The organism is Chromobacterium subtsugae (assembly GCF_035919665.1).
Classification (GTDB): domain Bacteria; phylum Pseudomonadota; class Gammaproteobacteria; order Burkholderiales; family Chromobacteriaceae; genus Chromobacterium; species Chromobacterium subtsugae.
In genome coordinates, this window is sequence record NZ_CP142381.1 from 307,975 (window position 1) to 326,584 (window position 18,610).

Annotated in this window: 18 protein-coding genes; 14 read left to right on the top strand and 4 right to left on the bottom strand. The window is 67.4% G+C overall.

Going from position 1 to position 18,610, the window contains the following annotated elements; all coding sequences use genetic code 11:
• The first annotated feature begins 33 nt into the window (after positions 1–33).
• The 8 genes from U6115_RS01495 (at position 34) to U6115_RS01530 (ending at position 6,500) form a co-directional block, all read left to right on the top strand.
• The gene (locus tag U6115_RS01495; RefSeq protein WP_047243659.1) at positions 34–2,304 is read left to right on the top strand and encodes a TerB family tellurite resistance protein; all 2,271 of its coding nucleotides are present in this window, start codon (positions 34–36) and stop codon (positions 2,302–2,304) included.
• Positions 2,305–2,364: 60 nt separating this feature from the next.
• Positions 2,365–2,637: a VF530 family protein gene (locus U6115_RS01500; RefSeq protein ID WP_043574971.1), complete on the top strand. Its 273-nt coding sequence runs from the start codon at positions 2,365–2,367 to the stop codon at positions 2,635–2,637.
• Positions 2,638–2,716: 79 nt separating this feature from the next.
• A complete protein-coding gene (locus U6115_RS01505; protein WP_043574973.1) occupies positions 2,717–3,286 on the top strand; it encodes a DUF4337 domain-containing protein in 570 nt (189 codons plus the stop codon).
• A 103-nt stretch (positions 3,287–3,389) separates the two neighbouring features.
• Entirely contained in the window at positions 3,390–4,001 is a 612-nt protein-coding gene (gene gstA, locus U6115_RS01510; RefSeq protein ID WP_043574975.1) for a glutathione transferase GstA, read from the top strand.
• A gap of 154 nt (positions 4,002–4,155) precedes the next feature.
• Entirely contained in the window at positions 4,156–4,488 is a 333-nt protein-coding gene (locus tag U6115_RS01515) for a nucleotide pyrophosphohydrolase (RefSeq protein ID WP_043574977.1), read from the top strand.
• 49 nt (positions 4,489–4,537) lie between these two features.
• Positions 4,538–5,275, top strand: coding sequence for an NAD-dependent protein deacylase (locus U6115_RS01520; protein WP_043574980.1), 738 nt, complete (start codon positions 4,538–4,540; stop codon positions 5,273–5,275).
• Positions 5,276–5,350: 75 nt separating this feature from the next.
• The gene (locus tag U6115_RS01525) at positions 5,351–5,656 is read left to right on the top strand and encodes a mechanosensitive ion channel family protein (protein WP_043574982.1); all 306 of its coding nucleotides are present in this window, start codon (positions 5,351–5,353) and stop codon (positions 5,654–5,656) included.
• Positions 5,657–5,774: 118 nt separating this feature from the next.
• Entirely contained in the window at positions 5,775–6,500 is a 726-nt protein-coding gene (locus U6115_RS01530) for a hypothetical protein (protein ID WP_043574984.1), read from the top strand.
• A 10-nt stretch (positions 6,501–6,510) separates the two neighbouring features.
• Here the strand turns inward: U6115_RS01530 and U6115_RS01535 are convergent, their stop codons facing one another.
• Positions 6,511–7,128 carry a short chain dehydrogenase gene (locus U6115_RS01535; protein WP_043574986.1) on the bottom strand — a complete coding sequence of 206 codons (618 nt, stop codon included), beginning with the start codon at positions 7,126–7,128 and terminating at the stop codon, positions 6,511–6,513.
• Between the two features lie 94 nt (positions 7,129–7,222).
• Between U6115_RS01535 and U6115_RS01540 the strand changes: the two genes are divergently transcribed.
• Positions 7,223–8,137 carry a LysR family transcriptional regulator gene (locus U6115_RS01540; protein ID WP_043574989.1) on the top strand — a complete coding sequence of 305 codons (915 nt, stop codon included), beginning with the start codon at positions 7,223–7,225 and terminating at the stop codon, positions 8,135–8,137.
• Between the two features lie 19 nt (positions 8,138–8,156).
• Here U6115_RS01540 and U6115_RS01545 read toward each other — a convergent pair whose 3' ends face one another.
• Both U6115_RS01545 and U6115_RS01550 read right to left on the bottom strand, forming a co-directional pair.
• The gene (locus U6115_RS01545) at positions 8,157–8,723 is read right to left on the bottom strand and encodes a hypothetical protein (RefSeq protein WP_043574991.1); all 567 of its coding nucleotides are present in this window, start codon (positions 8,721–8,723) and stop codon (positions 8,157–8,159) included.
• Between the two features lie 132 nt (positions 8,724–8,855).
• A complete protein-coding gene (locus U6115_RS01550) occupies positions 8,856–12,335 on the bottom strand; it encodes an indolepyruvate ferredoxin oxidoreductase family protein (RefSeq protein WP_043574994.1) in 3,480 nt (1,159 codons plus the stop codon).
• 369 nt (positions 12,336–12,704) lie between these two features.
• Between U6115_RS01550 and rarD the strand changes: the two genes are divergently transcribed.
• The 5 genes from rarD to U6115_RS01575 all read left to right on the top strand — a co-directional run bounded on the left by rarD (position 12,705) and on the right by U6115_RS01575 (position 17,023).
• Positions 12,705–13,616, top strand: a complete 912-nt coding sequence (gene rarD / locus U6115_RS01555) for an EamA family transporter RarD (RefSeq protein ID WP_043574996.1) — start codon at positions 12,705–12,707, stop codon at positions 13,614–13,616.
• A gap of 166 nt (positions 13,617–13,782) precedes the next feature.
• Entirely contained in the window at positions 13,783–14,079 is a 297-nt protein-coding gene (locus U6115_RS01560; RefSeq protein WP_047243668.1) for a hypothetical protein, read from the top strand.
• Positions 14,080–14,254: 175 nt separating this feature from the next.
• Positions 14,255–14,443 carry a hypothetical protein gene (locus tag U6115_RS01565; protein WP_043575002.1) on the top strand — a complete coding sequence of 63 codons (189 nt, stop codon included), beginning with the start codon at positions 14,255–14,257 and terminating at the stop codon, positions 14,441–14,443.
• A complete protein-coding gene (locus U6115_RS01570) occupies positions 14,437–14,931 on the top strand; it encodes a GNAT family N-acetyltransferase (protein ID WP_047237415.1) in 495 nt (164 codons plus the stop codon). Before U6115_RS01565 ends, U6115_RS01570 begins: the two co-directional genes overlap by 7 nt.
• Positions 14,932–15,148: 217 nt before the next feature.
• A complete protein-coding gene (locus tag U6115_RS01575; RefSeq protein WP_043575004.1) occupies positions 15,149–17,023 on the top strand; it encodes a M3 family metallopeptidase in 1,875 nt (624 codons plus the stop codon).
• A 68-nt stretch (positions 17,024–17,091) separates the two neighbouring features.
• On the opposite strand, the gene U6115_RS01580 is transcribed toward U6115_RS01575, so the two are convergent.
• The gene (locus U6115_RS01580) at positions 17,092–18,609 is read right to left on the bottom strand and encodes a DUF2235 domain-containing protein (protein ID WP_043575007.1); all 1,518 of its coding nucleotides are present in this window, start codon (positions 18,607–18,609) and stop codon (positions 17,092–17,094) included.
• Between the last annotated feature and the right edge of the window lies 1 nt (position 18,610).

Consider the following 18,610-nt stretch of genomic DNA (forward strand, 5'->3'; position numbering starts at 1 on the left):
GGCTGGAACGCGACGACTGCGGGGGAGAGCCAGATGGCTGAGGCGGACAAGGCGGGATGGTGGTCGCTGGGGCAGCACTGGATGGATTACTGGACGGACGCCGCCCAGCGCGGCGTGTTGTTCTTCGACGTGCTGCGCGAGCGGGGCGATACCTATCTGGAGCACGCGGCTTCCGGCCATCCGCCGGTGCTGGTGTTCGATTTCGACATCATCGTCGACGGCCGCGAGCTGGCGCAGCCGGTCAACTACGCGCTGGCGGCGATCCGCCCGCCGGACGGCTGCCCGGCCGCCGACGCCGGCAAGCGGCCTTTCGTGGTGATAGACCCGCGCGCCGGCCACGGCCCGGGCATAGGCGGCTTCAAGATGGACAGCGAGATCGGCATCGCGCTGCGGCAGGGCCATCCGTGCTATTTCGTGATGTTTTTCCCGGTGCCGGTGCCGAACCAGACCATAGAATGCGTGTGGCGGGCGGAAAAGGTGTTCCTGCAGAAAGTGAACGAGCTGCATCCGTGCGGCCGCGCCGGCAAGCCTTTCGTCATCGGCAACTGCCAGGGCGGCTGGGCGCTGGCGATGCTGGCGGCGTCGGCGCCGGAGCTGGTGGGGCCGATACTGCTGGCCGGCTCGCCGCTGTCCTACTGGGCCGGCGTGGCCGGCAAGAACCCGATGCGTTACCAAGGCGGACTGATGGGCGGCACCTGGCTGGCCTCGCTGGCCGGCGACCTGGGCCATGGCCAGTTCGACGGCGCGCAATTGGTCGGCAATTTCGAGCAGCTGGACCCGGCCAACACCTACTGGAAAAAAGCCTACCATTTGTACTCGCATGTCGACGGCGAGCGCGAGCGTTTTCTGGAATTCGAACGCTGGTGGGGCGGCCATTACCTGCTGAACAAGCAGGAGATGGAGTGGATCAGCCAGAACCTGTTCGTCGGCAACCGCCTCAGCCGCGGCGAAATCTATCTGGAAGACGGCGAGCAGCGCATCGACCTCAGGCAGATCCGCTCGCCCATCATCGTGTTCGCCTCCTGGGGCGACAACATCACGCCGCCGCAGCAGGCATTGTTCTGGATCGCCGACCTTTACCGCAACGTCGAGGACATCCGCAGCAACGAGCAGACCATCGTCTACTGCCTGCACGAGCAGGTGGGCCACCTGGGCATCTTCGTTTCCGCCGGCGTCGCCAACAAGGAGCACAGCGAGCTGGCCAGCGCGCTGGACCTGATAGACGTGCTGCCGCCCGGCCTTTACGAGGCGGTGATCACCGATACCTACCCGGAAACCCCTGGCCTGCAATACTTGCAAGGCCGCTACATCATCCGTTTCGAACCGCGCGAGGTGGACGACATCCTGGCGCTGGGCGATGGCCGCGACGGCGAGCGCGCCTTCCAGGTGGTGAAGCGGGTGGCGGAGATAAACCAGCAGCTGTACGACTGCTTCGTCTCGCCGTGGCTGCAGGCCTTCGGCTCGCCACAATCGGCGCACTGGCTGCGCGAGTCGCACGCGTCGCGGGCGGAGCGGCGCTGGTTTTCCAGCCGCAATCCGCTGTTGGGCAGCCTGCCGGGCTGGGCGGACAAGGTGCGCGCGGCGCGGCGGCCGCTGGGCGAGGACAACCCGTTCTGGCAATGGCAGGAAACCCTGTCCAGCTGGACCGCCAGCGCGCTGGACGGCTGGCGCGACCAGCGCGACGCCTTGAAGGAAATGACTTTCCGCGCGGTGTACGACGCGCCGCTGACCGCCGCGTTGGTGGGCCTGCATCCCAAGCGCGAATACAGCGTGCGCCGGCAGCAGGGCGGCTGGGAGCGCGGCGAGATGCTGCGGCTGAAGCGGCGGGAGCTGGAGGAGTACTACTCGCAGGGCGGCGCGGTGGACGGCTTTCTGCGGCTGCTGATCTATGTCGCCATCGGCACCGGGGTGGTGGATGTGCGGCCGTTCAACGCGATACGCCGCGTGATGCAGGACACTGGCCTCGGCGAGGAGCTGACGCTGGAGGAGTTCAAGCAGGTGGTGCGGCGCCAGACCTGGCTGGTGCGCAACGACGAGAAGCGCGCGCTGGAGACGATAGGCGATCTGCTGCCGGACGAGCAGCAACGGCAGATGGCGCTGGAGCTGGTGATGCTGCTGCTGGCCGCCGCCGGGCCGATCAGCGTGGAAAAGCAGCAGCGGCTGGGCCGGGTGGCGCTGGCGATGGGGGTGGACGGCGGCGGCACCCGGACGGCAGACCCCGGCGAGCTGTACCCGGCGCCGGACGCCGCGCCGGCCAAGGCCCCCGCCAAGCGCGCCCGCCGCAAGGCCGGCGGCGCCAACTAGCTTTGCCAGCGCGCGGGCGCGGCCTTACACTCGCGGCTTTCACATGGCAGGACCGATAGGATGAACGCAGCGCAGTCCAACAACCCGACTCATGGCGTCACGCTGGAGACAATGCTGATCGAGCTGCAGGCCCATTACGGCTGGGACGGGCTGGGCCAAAGGGTCAATATCCGCTGTTTCCAGCTGGACCCCAGCATCAAGTCCAGCCTCACCTTCCTGCGGCGCACGCCCTGGGCGCGCGCCGAGGTGGAGGCCCTGTACGTCCAGTTCAAAACCCGCTCCGCCGCGCCGGCGGATAGCCGCCCGCGCTTGTTCGGCAAGAAGGCCGGTTAGGGCCACCTTTCGCCGTCCGCTGCGTTATGCTGGGTGAGTGCCGGATTTCCGGCGCCGAGCGAACGCAAGGAGAGGGTCGATGGAAGTGGAAATCAGCGTGGAGGCGGAGAAGAAGCGCCTGAACAGCCTGGTGGCGCTTACCGTGGTGCTGTTGTCGGTGGTGATGGGGCTGGGCAAGCTGAAGGACGACAATATCGTCCAGGCGCGCCAGTTGCTGAAGACCGACGCGCTGGACAGCTGGTCGGAATACCAGTCCAAAAAGATCAAGCTGCATCTGACGGAAGCCAGCCTGCGCCAGGCCAAGATGCTGGAGCTGGCCAATCCCGCCAGCGCGGCGGCGCTCAAGCCGCAGCAGCGCGAGCTGCAGGACGAGATCCAGCGCTACAAGGCGGAAGGCGAGGCGCTGCAGCGCAAGGCCGAAGGGCTGGAAAAGGGTTTCGAGGCGCTGAACCAGCGCCACGACCTGTTCGACATCAGCGATGCCGCGCTGTCGATCGCGGTGGCCAGCGCGGCGGTGGCGGCCTTGTCGGCCAACCTGTTGCCGCTGTTCAGCGCCTGGGCGTTCGGCGCGCTGGGCGTGCTGTTCTGGCTGGCCGGTTTCGCCGGCTGGAACCTGCGCATCGAATGGCTGGTTTCGCTGCTGGGATGAGCGGCGCGACCCTGCCGGCCGGGGGGTTGCAATTGGCATGATTTTGGCTCAGGCTGACAGCCGATTGCGGTTTGTCCCTTCCTTAATGCACAGGAGAGTTGTGATGAAACTGTACTTTTCCCCCGGCGCCTGCTCGCTGGCTTCGCATATCGCCCTGTTCGCCAGCGGCCTGGCTTTCGGCAGCGAAAAGGTGGATCTGCGCGCGCAGCCGCATCTCACCGCCGGCGGCGCGGATTTCTCCACCATCAATCCCAAAGGCTATGTGCCGGCGCTGCAGCTGGACAACGGCGAACTGCTGACCGAAGGCGTGGCCATCCTGCAGTACATCGCCGACCAGGCGCCGGACAAGCAGCTGGCGCCGGCCAACGGCACGCTGGCGCGCTACCAGCTGCAGGAATGGCTGAACTTCATCTCCACCGAAGTGCACAAGAATTTTTCGCCGATCTTCTTCGGCAAGACCGAAGAAGTGAAAGACGACGCCTGGGCGCGGCTGCAGCCGCGGCTGGCGCTGCTGCAGCAGCAGCTGGAAAAAACGCCGTATCTGCAAGGCGGCCAGTTCAGCGTGGCCGACGCTTACTTGTTCACCTGCTTGTCTTGGGCGCAGTACGTGCAGCGCTCGCTGGCCGATTTCCCGGCGCTGCTCGACTACCTGAAGCGGGTGGCGGCCTTGCCGGCGACCCAGCAGGCCTTGAAGGCGGAAGGGCTGGGCCAGTAAACCCGCCGCAGTGCCCCGTCTCCCGATGCCCGGCGCCGCCGGGCATTGTCATTTCCCGCCGCGCCGGCCGGCCGCGCTGGCGCCGCGGGCCGGCTACGCTTAAGATGCCGTGCCGTCAGGCTTTTGCCGTTCCACGTGAAACAGGATTACCCGAATGACGCAGCCCACCTTGCTGGATGCCAGCCGACTTGCCGCCGCGCTGCAGCGCTTTTCCGACGAGCGCGACTGGAACCGTTTCCACTCGCCGCGCAGCCTGGTGCTGGCGCTGATGGGCGAGGTGGGCGAACTGGCCGAGATCTTCCAGTGGCTGGACGACGACGCCGCCGCGCGGCTGCGCGACGATCCGGCGCGCTTCACCCATCTGCAGGAGGAAATCGCCGACGTGCTGCTGTATCTGACCCGGTTGGCGATGGTGACCGGCGTCGATCTGGACGCGGCGGTACGCGACAAAATGGCCAAGAACGCCATCAAATACCCGCCGCTGTGACCGTTGCGCTATAGTGGATCGAAGCAAGTCCGGCGGTAAGGAAGTCTTGATGAGCGTTTCCCCCCAGCGGCAGTTGCCGTATCTGCAGCAATTGCTCGACGACGCCCGCCGCATCGCGGTGTTGACCGGCGCCGGCATGAGCACCGAATCCGGCATCCCCGATTTCCGTTCCGCCAACGGCGTGTGGTCGCGGGACATGAGCTTGGCCGAGGCGGTGTCGGTCGACTACTTCCGCCGCGCGCCGACGGCTTTCTGGCAGGCATTCCGCGACATCTTCCGCATCAAGTTGGTGGGCGACTACCAGCCCAACGACGGCCACCTGTTCCTCGCCGCGTTGGAAGCGTCGGGCAAGGAAGTCACCATCCTCACCCAGAACATAGACGGCCTGCATGGCCGCGCCGGCAACAGCCGGGTGCTGGAAATGCACGGCACCCTGCTTACCGCCAGCTGTCCGGACTGCCGCACGCCGCATCCTCTGGACTATGTGCAGCGGCACGAGGTGCCGGTCTGCCGCCGCTGCAGCACGGTGCTCAAGCCGGACGTGGTGCTGTACGGCGAGGCGGTGCCCTTGATCGACGTGGCGTTCCAGGCGGCGCTGAACGCCGACCTGCTGCTGGTGATGGGCTCATCGCTGGAGGTGTCGCCGGTCAATCTGATTCCGGTGGAAGCCGCGCGCGCCGGCATTCCCTGCGCGCTGATCAACTACACCCCCACTCGTTTCGACGCCCTGTTCGACCTCTGCGTCCACGCCGGCATCGGCGACACCTGCCGCCAGCTGCGCTGCTGATCCATTTGGCATGGCCATGGCCGCCGCCTATCTTGAGAAAGCCGTTATCCGGCTTTTCAGACAAGGGGCTGTCAGATGCAAAACATCAATTGGAATCACTGGCTGGACTTGGCGGCGAATTTCGCCGGCAACATCGTCGCCGCCACGCTGGACACGCCGGACGGCGCGCAGACTCTGGCCGGCAACAACAAGATCTTCTCCGACACTATCCAGAACTTCAGCGCCAACCCGGCGCGGCGGGTGGACCTGAAGGCGCAGCTGGCCAGCCGCGCCGGCCACGCCGAAGCGATCCGCCTGTTGGAATTCAGCGCGCTGGGGCCGGTGCTGGCGGCGGCCGGCTGCCCGGCGCCGGAGCAGGCGATGGTGGTGCGGCAGGGGTAAGCGCAGGGCTTCTCCCGAAGGCGTGAGCCATTTTTACAAGCCGGCGGCCGCGGCCTGCCTTTCAATGGCGACTGCGGCCGCCGCGCATCCGGCGCGGCGCGCACAGGGGGAGAACAGGATGAAGATAGGCATGTTGGGCGCCGCCGCGCGCAGCTGGCTGGCCGGGGCGGGAGAGCGCGCGGCGGCCGCCGGCCGCGGTCTGGCCGCCAGGCTGCGCGGCGCGGGCAATGCGGACAAGCCGTTCTCGGCGGAACGGCCGGCAGCGGCGCGCAGCGGCGGTTGGCAACGTTTCGCCGCGTGTTTTCAAGGCGGGCGCGCCGCGCCCAGGCAGAGCGGATTGACGCGTGGCGGCCTGTCGCGCGCGCCGATTAGCCCCGGCGACGTCAAGGCGGTGATGCGCCGGCAGGCCGACGAGCTGGGCAAGGCGCTGGCCGGCGACGCGGTGTTCTGCCGCCAGGCGCTGGAGTCGACTTACGCGGTGATGTACAGCGAGGCGAAAAACGCCTTCCACCGCGCCAATGGCGGCGTGATGCCGGAAGGCTACCTGCGCGCGCTGGGCGAGATCGCGCGCGATGCCGGCCTGCCTGGGCGGGAATCCCACGGCGCCTTCATTCCGGCCGGCGACGGCGCCAGCCCTTTCGTCACCAGCCTGCTCAGTCCGGTGCAAAAGCAATTCAGCCAGCGGGTGCGCCATCCCGGCCAGCAGGCGCTGTTCCGCGAACACGCCAAACAGCTGACGATAGAGCTGGTGGCGCCGCATGCGCAGCGCCACGGCTGGGAGCCGCCGGCCGCCTTCCAGGCCAGGCTGGAGGCGGTGGGACAGCCATGGCTGGGGCAGCCGTGAACGGGCAGGCTCAGTCCAGCTGGCCCAGCCGGTAGGTCTGGCCGGTCTGCGCGCCTTCCACGCTCAGGCTGTAGGCGCGCGCCACGCTGCGCGCGTCCACCAGCGGCACGCCGCGGAACAGCGGGCCGTATTCGGCTTCCGACTCGGTCAGCAATAGCGGACTGACCAGATTGATGCGCAGCCCGCGCGGCAGCTCCACCGCGGCGGCGTTGACGAAAGCTTCCAGCGCGGCGTTGGCCATGTAGACGTTGCTGATCTTGGGTACGATGGCCTGCGGCTGCCAGGCGCCGCCCACCAGCGTGAACGAGCCGCCGTCGGCCAGCTGGCCGACGCCGTGCAGTACGGCGTTGACCTGGCCAAGCAGCTTGGACTCCAGGCCGACGCGGTAGCGCTCGGCGCTCATTTCGGCTAGCGGGGCGACATGGCCGTTGCGGCCGCCGGTGGCTACCGCCACCGCGTCCAGCCGCGGCAGCCGGCTGTACATCTCGACGATGCTGCGCTCGTCCTCGATATCCACCCGCACGTCGCCGTGGCTGCGGCCGGCGACGATGATTTCGTGGCGGCCGGACAGCTCGGCGCGGATGGCGCGGCCGATATTGCCGCTGCCGCCTATCAGCAGGATTTTCATTTCGTTCTCCTTGCGTTCTGTGTTGGGGAAGGCTCAGCTTAGGCGCGCCCATCGCTTGGAAAAACCGGGTAAACGCGGATATATTAGAATCAATATGGAAACAATCGACCCGACCTCGCCGCTGGCGCTCACTTTTCTGACGGTGGCGGAAGCCGGCAGCATCACCGCCGCGGCTGAGCGGCTGAGCACCTCCAAATCGCAGGTCAGCAAGCAGTTGAACCGGCTAGAGGCGCAGCTGGGCGCGCAGCTGCTGTTCCGCAGCACCCGGCGCCTGGCGCTGACCGAGGCCGGCCGCGCCTACCTGGACTATTGCCGCCGGCTGCGCGATTTGCTGCGCGAATCGGCGGCGGCGGTGCGCGAACTGGGCGACGCGCCGCGCGGCCGGGTGCGGCTGACGGTGCCGCAGATGTTCGCCGGCGCTTTCATCGCCGATTTATTGTTGTCGTTCCATCGACAATATCCGCAGATCACGGTGGAGCTGGACGTCAGTCTGGCCGAGCGCGACCTGGAGGAGGACGGCTTCGACCTCGCCATCCGCTCGGCGCCGGCGCTGCCGCCGCAGCTGGTGGCGCGCTGCCTGTTCTTCACTCGCGACTGGGTGGTGGCGGCGCCGGCGCTGCTGGCCGAGCTGGGCGCGCCGCGGCGGCCGGCCGACCTGGCGCGGCAACCCTGCGTGGTGCACCCGCGCTACCAGCAAGGCGCGCGTTGGCTGTTCGAGCGGGAGGGCAGGGTGGAGGAGGTGGAGGTGTCGCACTGGCTGCAGGCCAGCGACTACAGCCTGAACGAGCGGCTGGCCGAGGCCGGCGCCGGTTTCGCCCGGCTGCCGGATTTCGCCGCCACGGCCGCGCTGGCCAGCGGCAGGCTGGAACGGGTGCTGGCCGATTGGGAAACGCCCAGCCACCCGGTCTACCTGGCATATCCGAAGAAAACGCCGCAGCCGGCCAAGGTGAGGGCGTTGATCGATTTCATCGCCGGTTGGTTCGCCGCCGCGCCGCCGGGCGGCAACTGAGCGCGCGGCCCTGCCCGGCTCACATCGCCGGCGGGAAGGCGCCTTCGTCCTGGCAGTTTTCCACCTGGATGTCATCCGGGCTGGTGTTGGGCACATAAACCTGGTTGACCGGCGACGGCGGGAAGTCGGGGTCGGGCGCGCAATTGGCGCTCTGGCCGGTGCCCACCGCCACTTGCACGCCGGCCTTCAGCTGGCAGCGCACCACGCTGTTGAGCTGGCTCCAGGACGGACAGATGGCGTTGTCGGCCTGGTATTTGGCCACCGGACCTTGCGGCTGGCTGAACGACCACCAGCGGCCCAGCCGCGAGTTGGGTTTGGCGCTGTCCCAGACGCGGTAAACCGTCACGCCGGGCGCGGCGGCGTCCTGCTGATAGACCGCGCCTTCGCACAGGCCGCCGTTGCCGGGCGCGGCGACGGCCTTGGCCAGCAGCGCGCTGTTTTGCGCGGCGCTCATGCCGGCCGGCGGCGGCATCACCTGGCCGACGCAGCCGCCGGCGGTTTGGGTGATCTTGCTGGGTTGGGTGGCGCAGGCGACCAGGATCAGGCTGAGCGAGGCGAGCAGGGTACGGCGCAGCAGGGCGGGCATGGGGCAGTCTCCAGTTGGGGTGAACGCATCGGCATGAATAACAGGATAGTCAATCCATACGGCATTTTCAGCGCGGCCAGAAAAAAGGGCGTCGACCGAGGTCGACGCCCAAAGCTGCGGAAACAATCAGGATCAGGCCACGTTGCGCGACGCCTTGCCAGCCGCCGCGCCGCCGCTTAGCAGCTGCTGCTGCCTGCTGCGGGCCTGCTGGTAGTTTTTCAGCTTGATGTGGCCGAAGCCGCGCACGCCTTCCCAGCTCTTCACCGCTTCGACCGCCTGCGGCAGCGTGTCCAGCGTCAGCGCCGCCAGGATGCCGGCCAGCTGCTGTTCGAATTCGCCTATCATCCGGCGCTCCAGCTTGCGGTCCTCTTGCCAGGCGAACGGGTCCAGCGCGCTGCCGCGCAGGAAGCGCAGCTTGGCCAGCAGTTTCATCGCCGGCATCAGCCACGGGCCGATGGCGATCTTGCGCGGCTGGCCGCGGGTCAGCCAGGCCACGCCGATATGGAAGCGCAGCTTGTAGTCGCCGTCGAACTGGTTGGCCAGCTCGCGCTGGAATTCGCCGTCGCTGTACAGTCGCGCCACTTCGTACTCGTCCTTGTAGGCCAGCAGATGGTGGTAGGCGCGCGCCACCGCCAGCGTCAGCGCGCCGCTGGCCGGATTCAGCGCCTCTTCGGCCTGCCGGGTTTTCTGCACCAGCGCCTTGTAGCGCTCCGCCAGCGCCTCGTTCTGGTAGGCGGCGAGCAGGGTGGCGCGGTGGTGGACCACGGCGTCAGGCGTTTCACGTGGAACGAAGGCCACCACGGCGGTCGGGCTGACCAGCGCTTCGACGCGCGCCGGGTCGTGGGCGGCGTGGCGGCCCCAGCTGAAGGCATCCTGATTGAACTTCACCGCGGCGCCGTTCAGCCGCACCGCCTCCATGATGGCTTCCAGCGATACCGGCACCAGGCCCTTTTGCCAGGCGTAGCCGAGCATGAACATATTGGCGGCGATGGCGTCGCCCATCAGCGAGGTGGAGAGGCGGGTGGCGTTGACTTCATTGAAGCGGCCGGCGCCTACCGATTCGACGATGGCGTCCTTCATCGCCTTGGCCGGGAAGCGCACGTCCGGGTTCTTCAGGAAGGCGCTGGTCGGCGATTCGTAGCTGTTGACGATGGCGTGGCTGAAGCCTTCGCGCATCTTGGCCAGCGCTTCTTCGGCCGCGGTCACCACCAGGTCGCAGCCCAGCACCAGGTTGGCGTCGCCGGCGGCGATGCGCACCGCGTGCAGTTGTTCTTGGCTGTCGGCGATGCGCACGTGCGACCACACCGAGCCGCCCTTCTGCGCCAGGCCGGCCATGTCCAGCACGGTCACGCCCTTGTTGTCGAGATAAGCCGCCATGCCCAGCACCTGGCCGATGGTGACCACGCCGGTGCCGCCGACGCCGGTGACCATGATGCCGAACGGCTCATGCAGCGCCGGGATTTTCGGTTCCGGCAGCGCCGGCATTTTGGCGAGATCGGCGCTGGCGCCGGCCGGCTTCTTCAGCTTGCCGCCTTCCACGGTGACGAAGCTGGGGCAGAAGCCCTCGACACAGGAATAGTCCTTGTTGCAGCTGGATTGGTCGATCTTGCGCTTGCGGCCCAGCGGGGTTTCCACCGGCAGCACCGACAGGCAGCCGGACTTCTGGCTGCAGTCGCCGCAGCCTTCGCAGACGCGTTCGTTGATGAAGGCGCGCTTGGCCGGATCGGGAAACTCGTTGCGCTTGCGGCGGCGGCGTTTTTCCGCGGCGCAGGTCTGGTCGTGGATCAGGATGGTGACGCCGGCGGTATCGCGCAGCTCGCGCTGCACGCGGTCCAGCTCGCGGCGGTGGAACACGTCGATGCCGGCGGCCAGGCCCTGGGCGTTCTGGTACTTGTCCGGATCGTCGCTGGTGATCACGATGCGGGCCACGCCTTCGGCCGCCAGCTGGCGGGTCATCATCGGCACGTCGAGATAGCCGTCGACATGCTGGCCGCCGGTCATCGCCACCGCGTCGTTGTACAGGATCTTGTAGGTGATGTTCACCTTGCCTGCCACCGCGGCGCGGATGGCCAGGATGCCGGAGTGGAAGTAGGTGCCGTCGCCCAGGTTGGTGAAGATGTGGCGGGTGGAGGTGAACGGCGCCTGGCCCAGCCAGGTGATGCCTTCGCCGCCCATCTGGGTGAAGGTCTTGGTGCTGTCGGCCTGGATCCAGTGCGCCATGTAGTGGCAGCCGATGCCGGCCACCGCGCGGCTGCCTTCCGGCACCTTGGTGCTGGTGTTGTGCGGGCAGCCGGAGCAGTAGTGCGGCACGCGGGCGATGGATTCGCGCGGCTTCACCAGCTGCGCCTCTTTTTCGTCGTAGAACTTCAGGCGGTCGTGGATCACCGGGCTGTCGAAGATCAGCGCCAGCCGGCCGGCGATGGCGCGGGCGATCATCGCCGGGGTCAGCTCGCCGGCGGCCGGCAGCAGCCAGTCGCCGTGCGGCAGCGCCCATTCGCCTTTTTCGGCGAACTTGCCCACCACCCGCGGGCGCACGTCGTCGCGCCAGTTGTACAGTTGTTCCTTCAATTGGTATTCGATGATCTGGCGTTTTTCCTCCACCACCAGGATCTCTTCCAGGCCTTCGGCGAACTGGCGCACGCCTTCCGGCTCCAGCGGCCACACCATGCCCACTTTGAAGATGCGCAGGCCGATGTCGGCCGCCTGCGCCTCGCTGATGCCCAGGTCGTCCAGCGCCTGCATCACGTCCAGGTAGCTCTTGCCGCAGGTGATGATGCCGAGCCGGGCCTTGGGTGAATCCAGCGTGATGTGGTTGAGCTTGTTTTCGCGGGCGTAGGCCAGCGCCGCGTACAGGCGGTGGTGCAGCACGCGCTTTTCCTGCGCCAGCGGGGTGTCCGGCCAGCGGATGTTGAGGCCGCCTTCGGGAATCGGGAAATCCTGGGGAATCTTGAACTGGAAGCGTTCCGGCGAGATGTCGACGATGGCCGAGCTCTCGATGGTGTCGGTGATTGCCTTGATCGACACCCAGCAGCCGGAGTAGCGGCTCATCGCCCAGCCGTGCAGGCCGTAGTCCAGCACTTCCTGCACGCCGGACGGGCTCAGCACCGGGATCATGCTGGCGGCCAGGATGTGGTCGGACTGGTGCGGGAAGGTGGACGATTTGGCGGCGTGGTCGTCTCCGCACACCAAGAGCACCCCGCCGTGCGGGCTGGTGCCGGCCACGTTGCCGTGCTTGAGCACGTCGCCGGAGCGGTCGACGCCCGGGCCCTTGCCGTACCACATCGCGTAGACGCCGTCGTATTTGGCGCCTTCGAAAATATTCACCTGCTGGGTGCCCCAGACCGCGGTGGCGGCCAGGTCTTCGTTGAGGCCGGGATGGAACACCACGTTGTGGGCGTCCAGGTGTTTCTTGGCCTTGATCATGGTCTGGTCGACGTTGCCCAAGGGCGATCCGCGGTAGCCGGTGACATAGCCGGCGGTGTGGCGGCCGGCGGCGCGGTCCAGTTCTTGCTGCAGCATCGGCAGGCGCACCAGCGCCTGGATGCCAGTCATCAGTACCTGGCCGGTGGGGGCGGTGTATTTCTCTTCCAGGTCTGCATGGCGGATTGACATGGTTTCTCCTCCTGTCGTGCTCGCTTGTGGCGATCAGCCCGCGGCGGCCTTGTGGGCATCCTGTGTCGGGCGGCTGCTGCGATGGCGGCCATCTGTGTGTGACACTTTATTCTTATACCTAGGGTCCGGCGCGTGTGCGGCTGTCGCAGCTTAGAGTGTTAGCCCTAATGTCGCCAGACTATAGTTTACGTTTACGTCAACGTCAAAAGGATTGCGGCATCTGTCGCGGCAATGCGGTTTATGTGCCAGTGCAGCAAAAAATGCTTCGGTTAAATTTTTGTAAACGGACTGTATAGAAGAAGATGGTTATTGTCGGTGGGCAAAGCGGTTAAGCTGTGTGCTGGAATATTCCGTCTTGCCGAGTCCCACATGTCCGCATCTTCTTCCGCCGGCGCCAGCCGCGGCGTGCTGTATACCCTGGGCGCCTTCATCTGCTGGGGGCTGTTCCCGCTCTACTGGAAACCGCTGCACGCGGTGCCTGCCTTGCAAATTCTGTGCCACCGCATCGTATGGTCGGCATTGTTCGTCGCCGTGGTGCTGACTTTCCTGCGGCAATGGGGCGATCTGCGCGCCGCTTTACGCCAGCCGCGCCAATTGGCCATTTTCGGCCTGTCGTCGACGGTGCTGTCGCTGAACTGGCTGATCTACATCTGGGCGGTCAACGCCGGCCACGTGGTGGAAGGCAGCCTGGGCTACTTCATCAATCCGCTGGTCAACGTGCTGCTGGGCCGGGTGTTTCTGGGCGAGCGGCTGAGCCGGCCGCAGAGCCTGGCGGTGGCGCTGGCGGCGCTGGGCGTGATCTGGCTGACCGTCAGCGCGGGCTCGCTGCCATGGATCGCGCTGTCGCTGGCAGCCACCTTCGGCGTCTACGGCCTGCTGCGCAAGAAGGCGCCGCTGGCGTCGCTGCCGGGGCTCGCGCTGGAAACCTTCCTGATGTCGCCGCTGGCGCTGGCGGCGCTGCTGTGGTTCGGCTGGCAGGGGCAGGGCGCTTTCGGCCAAATGGGCCTGGGGCGCGATCTGCTGCTGATGGGCGCCGGCGTGGTGACCGCGGTGCCGCTGCTGATGTTCGCCGCCGGCGCGCGCCGGCTCAAGCTGGCCACCGTCGGCCTGATCCAGTACGTCGGCCCCAGCATCCAGCTGGCGCTGGGCGTGATGCTGTACGACGAGCCGTTCGGCAGCGACCGCGCGCTGGGCTTCGCGCTGATCTGGACCGCGCTGCTGCTGTACTCGGCCGTCGGCCTGCGCGCCTTGTGGCGGGAAAGACGCATGGCCGGCGCCTGACGCCGATGCTTGCTTGATCGCAACCCCGCTTCTGGCGGGGTTTTGTCATTTTTTCGGGATCATCATCCAGAACTGGCCAAACGGCCAGGGCGGCTGGCTATAAAGATATAGGAGCAGGCGGGCAAGGAGCCGGCTTCCTTTCTTGACGATCTTTTGGAGTCCAGCCATGGCCTTGTACCTGCTCAGCCTGGTGTTTTTCCTCACCGATATCGGCGCGCGGCTGGCCTTGCGCGCGCAGTCCTGGCGCACGGTCGAATTGACCCTGCTGGCGGGCCTCTTGCTGGCCTGGCTGCTGTATCCGCGGCTGAGCGGCTGGGCGGTGCCGTTGATGCCGGCGGAGCAGGGCATGCTGTTGTACGCGACGCTGGTCGGCCTGCAGCTGGGGCTGATGGACGCCGCGCTGCGCACCAGTCTGGAGCGCTGGCGGCTGCAGCGGCAACCGGCGCGCCGCCGCCGCGGCTGAGCCGGACGCATCCGACCGGCATGAAAAATATGCTTGACGGTTATCGGCCGCGGTAGCAGACTGCGCGCTCCCGCCGCGCCCTAGCTCGGCCGCCGGGAACATGCCCGGAAGAGGCGCGCCGCCCTGGCGCCACCCTCGGCCTTGATCTTTATCGCTCTTTACAGGTACCGCCGTCATGGCATCGATCTTTACCCTGTCGCGCCATTTGCTGCGCGATGCGCTCGGCGACGAGCGCGTTCATTTTTCTTCCGACACTCTCATTTCCCCGCGCTGCCCGGCGCAGGACGCCGCCGACGCGCTGCGCCGCCAGCAACTGGACTCGCGCCTGCAACAGCTGCGGCTGGAGAAGGGCGGCCTGTGCTGACCCTGCCGCTACGCTCGCCGCGTCTGGAGCTGCGCGAATTCCATGCCGAAGACTTGCTTGCCTACCAGACGCTGCGCGGCACCCCCGGTTTTGGCCGCTGCTACGCGCCGGCCGAGGTGTCTGCGGCGTTTTCGGCCATGCTGCTGCGGCGCTTCATCGCGCAGCAGGACGAGCCGCGGCGCGCCTGGCAGCTGGCCATCGCGCGGCGCGGCGACGGCCAGCTGATCGGCTCGGTCGGGTTGCGCGAGGCATGCGGCGGCGAGGCCGAGTTCGGGATCGAGCTGGCGGAAACCGTCTGGGGACAAGGCTATGCGGAGGAGGCGGCCCGCCTGATGCTGGGTTTCGGCCGCCAGCGGCTGGCATGCTCGCGTTTCCGCGCGCGCTGCGCGCCCGGCAATGTGGCGATGCTGATGCTGGCGATGCGGCTGGGCTTCGAGATGCAGCCGCTGCGCGACGGCAGCCGCCTGGATTTGCTGCTGGCGGCCTGAGGCGCGCGGCTTCGTCCTGGCTGGGAGACGCATCGCCAGCGCCGATGATGCTTTTGATTTACTCATGCGTACCGGCGGTGAAAAACGCGACAAAATATTGAAATGTCTTGACTGTCTCCAATATGTGGAATGAGACTTGCTCATGCATCCCGGCGTCTTGTCCGCCGGTGGAAACCATGCCGCCGACAGAGCGGCGACACCCCCTGGAGAAATGGCAATGACCACACTGGCCGTGCTGCGCCAAGAATTCGACGCGCTCAACCATGATTACCTGGCGATACACAAAGCCAAGGAAGATTTGTTCTGGGACACCTATATGGCGGTGTCCGACGACCACGCCGGCTTCGCCGCCGCCGAAGCCGCGTTCAAGGACTTCATTTCCAGCCCGGCGCGCCTGGCCGCCGTGCAGCAGGCGCTGGCGCAGCTGGAGGCCCAGCCGGACGGCGAGGAGAAGCGGGCGCTGACGCATGGCTACCGCGGCTGGCTGGCGCTGTTCCAGAGCAATATCATCGAGAGCGACGAGGCGCGCCGGCTGATGACCGGTCTGATCGAGCTGGAGGCGGCGCTGTTCGCCAAGCGGCGCGAATTCAAGATGCAGCATGTCAACGACAACGGCGCGCTGGAAAACGCCACCCTCAGCATGCTGATGACCAATATGGGCACCAACCGCGACGAGGCGGCGCGCAAGAGCTCGCACGACGCGCTGCTGGGCCTGGAGCGTTGGGCGCTGGACAACGGCTTCATCGACATCGTCAAGCAGCGCAACGCGCTGGCGCGCAGCCTCGGTTACGCCGACTACTTCGCATACAAGGTGGAAAAGAACGAGCAGATGACGCCGGACGAGTTGTTCGCCATCCTCGACGACTTCGAAGCCCGCACCCACGACGCCAACCAGCGCGCGCTGGCGCAATTGCAGGCCAAGCACGGCGACGACGCGCTGAAGGCGCACAATCTGCGCTTCCACATGAGCGGCGACGTCACCCGCCAGATCGACCCCTACCTGCCGTTCGCCAAGGCGGTGGAGCGCTGGGTGCTGAGTTTCCGCCGCCTGGGCATCCAGTACCGCGGCGCCACCATGCAGCTGGACCTGGTGGAGCGCGAGGGCAAGTACCAGAACGGTTTCTGCCACGGCCCGATTCCCGCCTTCCTGGACGGCGCGGCCTGGGTGGCCGGCCAGATCAACTTCACCGCCGACGCCAAGCCGGACCAGGTGGGCAGCGGCGCGCGCGCGATCAACACCTTGTTCCACGAGGGCGGCCACGCCGCGCATTTCGCCAACGTCGCGCAAAATTCGCCGTGCTTCTCGCAGGAGTTCGCGCCGACGTCGATGGCTTACGCCGAAACCCAGAGCATGTTCTGCGACAGCCTGCTGGACGACGCCGACTGGCTGAAGCGCTATGCCCGCGACAGCCGGGGCGAAGTCATTCCGGACGCGCTGATCCGCGCCCGCATCGAGGCGACGCAGCCGTTCGCCGCCTTCGCCGAACGCTCGATCGCGGTGGTGGCTTACTTCGAGCGCGCGCTTTACGCGCTGCCGGAGAGCGAGCTGACCGCCGGCCGCATCCTGGAGTTGGCGCGCGCGTCCGAACAGCGCATCCTCGGCATCGCGGTCAGCCCGCGGCCGCTGCTGGCGATTCCGCACCTGCTGAACCAGGAGTCGGCCGCCGCCTATCACGGCTATCTGCTGGCCAATATGGCGGTGTATCAGACCCGCGCCCATTTCCTGCGCGAGTACGGCTACCTGACCGACAACCCGGCCATCGGCCCGCAGCTGGCCCGCCACTACTGGGCGCCGGGCAACAGCATCAACCACAACGCCACCCTGGTCAGCCTGACCGGCGAGCCGTTCAACGCCCGCTACCTGGCCGAATCCTGCACCCAGAGCGTCGAGCAGGCCTGGGCCGATGCCGAGACGCGGATCGCCGCGTCCGCCGCGCGCGACTACCCGCGGCAGTACCCGGACGCGCTGGATGCCCGCATCCGCCTGGTGCACGGCGCCGAGCTGATCGCCGACAACGGCGACGGCGACGAGGCGATGTTCCATCGCTTTGAAGCCTGGGTGGCGCAACGCTACCCCGCCAGCGTGCACTGAGCGCCGGCGCGGCGCACAGGAAAAAACGGCCGGGGCATCCCGGTGGTTTTTATTTGCGGCGTCCCCGTTCAGAGCGTCATGCCGGCGGCCGCGGGACGGCGCGTCGGCAGAATCTGCGGCTTGGCTTCGGCGCCATGCGCCGCCGCGTCCGGCGACTGGGCCAGCGCCAGCAGCGATTGCGCCGCCGGCTTGAGCGCGGCGGCCGCCAGCTCCAGCGTGGCCGGGCGCGCGCCGGGAGCGCTGTCCGGGTGCAGCAGGCTGATCCGGCTTTGGCCGTCGTGCAGCAGCGCGAAGCCGGCCTTGCCCAGCCCTTGCTGCCAGGCGGCGTGGCCCAGCGCCGCGGCGATATTGTCGCGCTGGCCGGCGTTGAACGGCAGCTTGTCGCGCTGGCATAGCTGTTCCACCGCCTGGCGCGCCTGTTGCAGCAGCGTCTGCTTGGCCGGGCTGAGGGCGGCGGCGGGTGCGGCGGCCGCGCTGGGCGGGAAGGCCACCCGGCTGGTGCTGCCGTTGAAGTAGTCCTGGATGGTCATCACGCCTTGCGGGCCGGCCGGCCCCTGGCTTTGCTCCAGCTGCACCCGCTTGCCGGAGAAGTCGTTGAAGCGGGTGGTGGTGACGCCGTTGGCGGTGCTGACTTCAGCCTGGCGCGCCACCTGGTCGGTGCGGCGCGCCACCCGGTCCTGGTCGTAGCTGCCGTAGGTGGTCCAGATGGTCTGGCCGTACTGGTTGACGCCCTCGTCATGCACCAGCGCCGGCTGGCGCGGATCGAAGCGGCGGGACTGCGGCACGTCGGCGATGGCGAGGCCGGCCTTTTGCAGGAAGCCGGTGCCGGCTTGCAGCGCCAGCGCGCCCAGGCCGTTGTCGTAGCCGCCGCCGACGTCGCAATGGTTGCCGGGCAGGCTGGCGTTGACCGCGCCGCGCTGCGCGGAGAAATCGGCGGCCTGGAACATGCTGCGGTATTCGTGTTCGGCGCGCAGGATCAGCAGATTGCGGCTATTGGGCGGGAAGGCCATATTGCCGGACATGCCGGTCATCACCGGGTCGTACAGCACCGCGGCCGACAGGCCCAGCTGGCCGGGCGGCACCAGCATCTTGCCGCTGCCGGGATCGGTCAGGCCGCGCTCGTACAGCAACTGGGCGAATACCGAGGCGGCGTCGTTGCCGCGGCTGAAGGCGGCCGCGGCCACCGCGACGCTGCCGCCGGGATGGCTTTTCAGCCAGGTCGACGCCTGTTTCTGAAAGTCGTCGTAAGCGAGATTGGCGGTGCGGGCGGCTTCCGCGGTCACCGCCGGCGGCAGGAAGGCCGAACCGGGCAGGGTGCCGGCGGTGCCGGGGCCGGAGAAATAATGGAAGCCGATGTCCGAGCGGGTTTTCGCCGCCTGGGCCACTTGCTGGTAGAGCTGGGCGGCATTGGTGCTTTGCATGCCGCGCGACAGCTTGTCCTTGTCGTTGCTGGTGCCGTCGAAGGCGGCGAAGTAGACGAATTGCCCGGCGGCGATGGCGGGCTTGGCGGCGGCGGGGATGGCGGCGGCCTGGTCCTGCGCCGCCTTCAGCTGTTCCGGGCTGAGCTGTCCGGCGATTCTGGTCATG

What these genes read in the sequence shown, in the direction of transcription:
- U6115_RS01495 (WP_047243659.1), top strand. Translation starts at nt 34, where the DNA reads ATGGCTGAGGCGGACAAGGCGGGATGGTGGTCGCTGGGGCAGCACTGG.
- U6115_RS01500 (WP_043574971.1), top strand. Translation starts at nt 2,365, where the DNA reads ATGAACGCAGCGCAGTCCAACAACCCGACTCATGGCGTCACGCTGGAG.
- U6115_RS01505 (WP_043574973.1), top strand. Translation starts at nt 2,717, where the DNA reads ATGGAAGTGGAAATCAGCGTGGAGGCGGAGAAGAAGCGCCTGAACAGC.
- gstA (WP_043574975.1), top strand. Translation starts at nt 3,390, where the DNA reads ATGAAACTGTACTTTTCCCCCGGCGCCTGCTCGCTGGCTTCGCATATC.
- U6115_RS01515 (WP_043574977.1), top strand. Translation starts at nt 4,156, where the DNA reads ATGACGCAGCCCACCTTGCTGGATGCCAGCCGACTTGCCGCCGCGCTG.
- U6115_RS01520 (WP_043574980.1), top strand. Translation starts at nt 4,538, where the DNA reads ATGAGCGTTTCCCCCCAGCGGCAGTTGCCGTATCTGCAGCAATTGCTC.
- U6115_RS01525 (WP_043574982.1), top strand. Translation starts at nt 5,351, where the DNA reads ATGCAAAACATCAATTGGAATCACTGGCTGGACTTGGCGGCGAATTTC.
- U6115_RS01530 (WP_043574984.1), top strand. Translation starts at nt 5,775, where the DNA reads ATGAAGATAGGCATGTTGGGCGCCGCCGCGCGCAGCTGGCTGGCCGGG.
- U6115_RS01535 (WP_043574986.1), bottom strand. Translation starts at nt 7,128, where the DNA reads ATGAAAATCCTGCTGATAGGCGGCAGCGGCAATATCGGCCGCGCCATC.
- U6115_RS01540 (WP_043574989.1), top strand. Translation starts at nt 7,223, where the DNA reads ATGGAAACAATCGACCCGACCTCGCCGCTGGCGCTCACTTTTCTGACG.
- U6115_RS01545 (WP_043574991.1), bottom strand. Translation starts at nt 8,723, where the DNA reads ATGCCCGCCCTGCTGCGCCGTACCCTGCTCGCCTCGCTCAGCCTGATC.
- U6115_RS01550 (WP_043574994.1), bottom strand. Translation starts at nt 12,335, where the DNA reads ATGTCAATCCGCCATGCAGACCTGGAAGAGAAATACACCGCCCCCACC.
- rarD (WP_043574996.1), top strand. Translation starts at nt 12,705, where the DNA reads ATGTCCGCATCTTCTTCCGCCGGCGCCAGCCGCGGCGTGCTGTATACC.
- U6115_RS01560 (WP_047243668.1), top strand. Translation starts at nt 13,783, where the DNA reads ATGGCCTTGTACCTGCTCAGCCTGGTGTTTTTCCTCACCGATATCGGC.
- U6115_RS01565 (WP_043575002.1), top strand. Translation starts at nt 14,255, where the DNA reads ATGGCATCGATCTTTACCCTGTCGCGCCATTTGCTGCGCGATGCGCTC.
- U6115_RS01575 (WP_043575004.1), top strand. Translation starts at nt 15,149, where the DNA reads ATGACCACACTGGCCGTGCTGCGCCAAGAATTCGACGCGCTCAACCAT.
- U6115_RS01580 (WP_043575007.1), bottom strand. Translation starts at nt 18,609, where the DNA reads ATGACCAGAATCGCCGGACAGCTCAGCCCGGAACAGCTGAAGGCGGCG.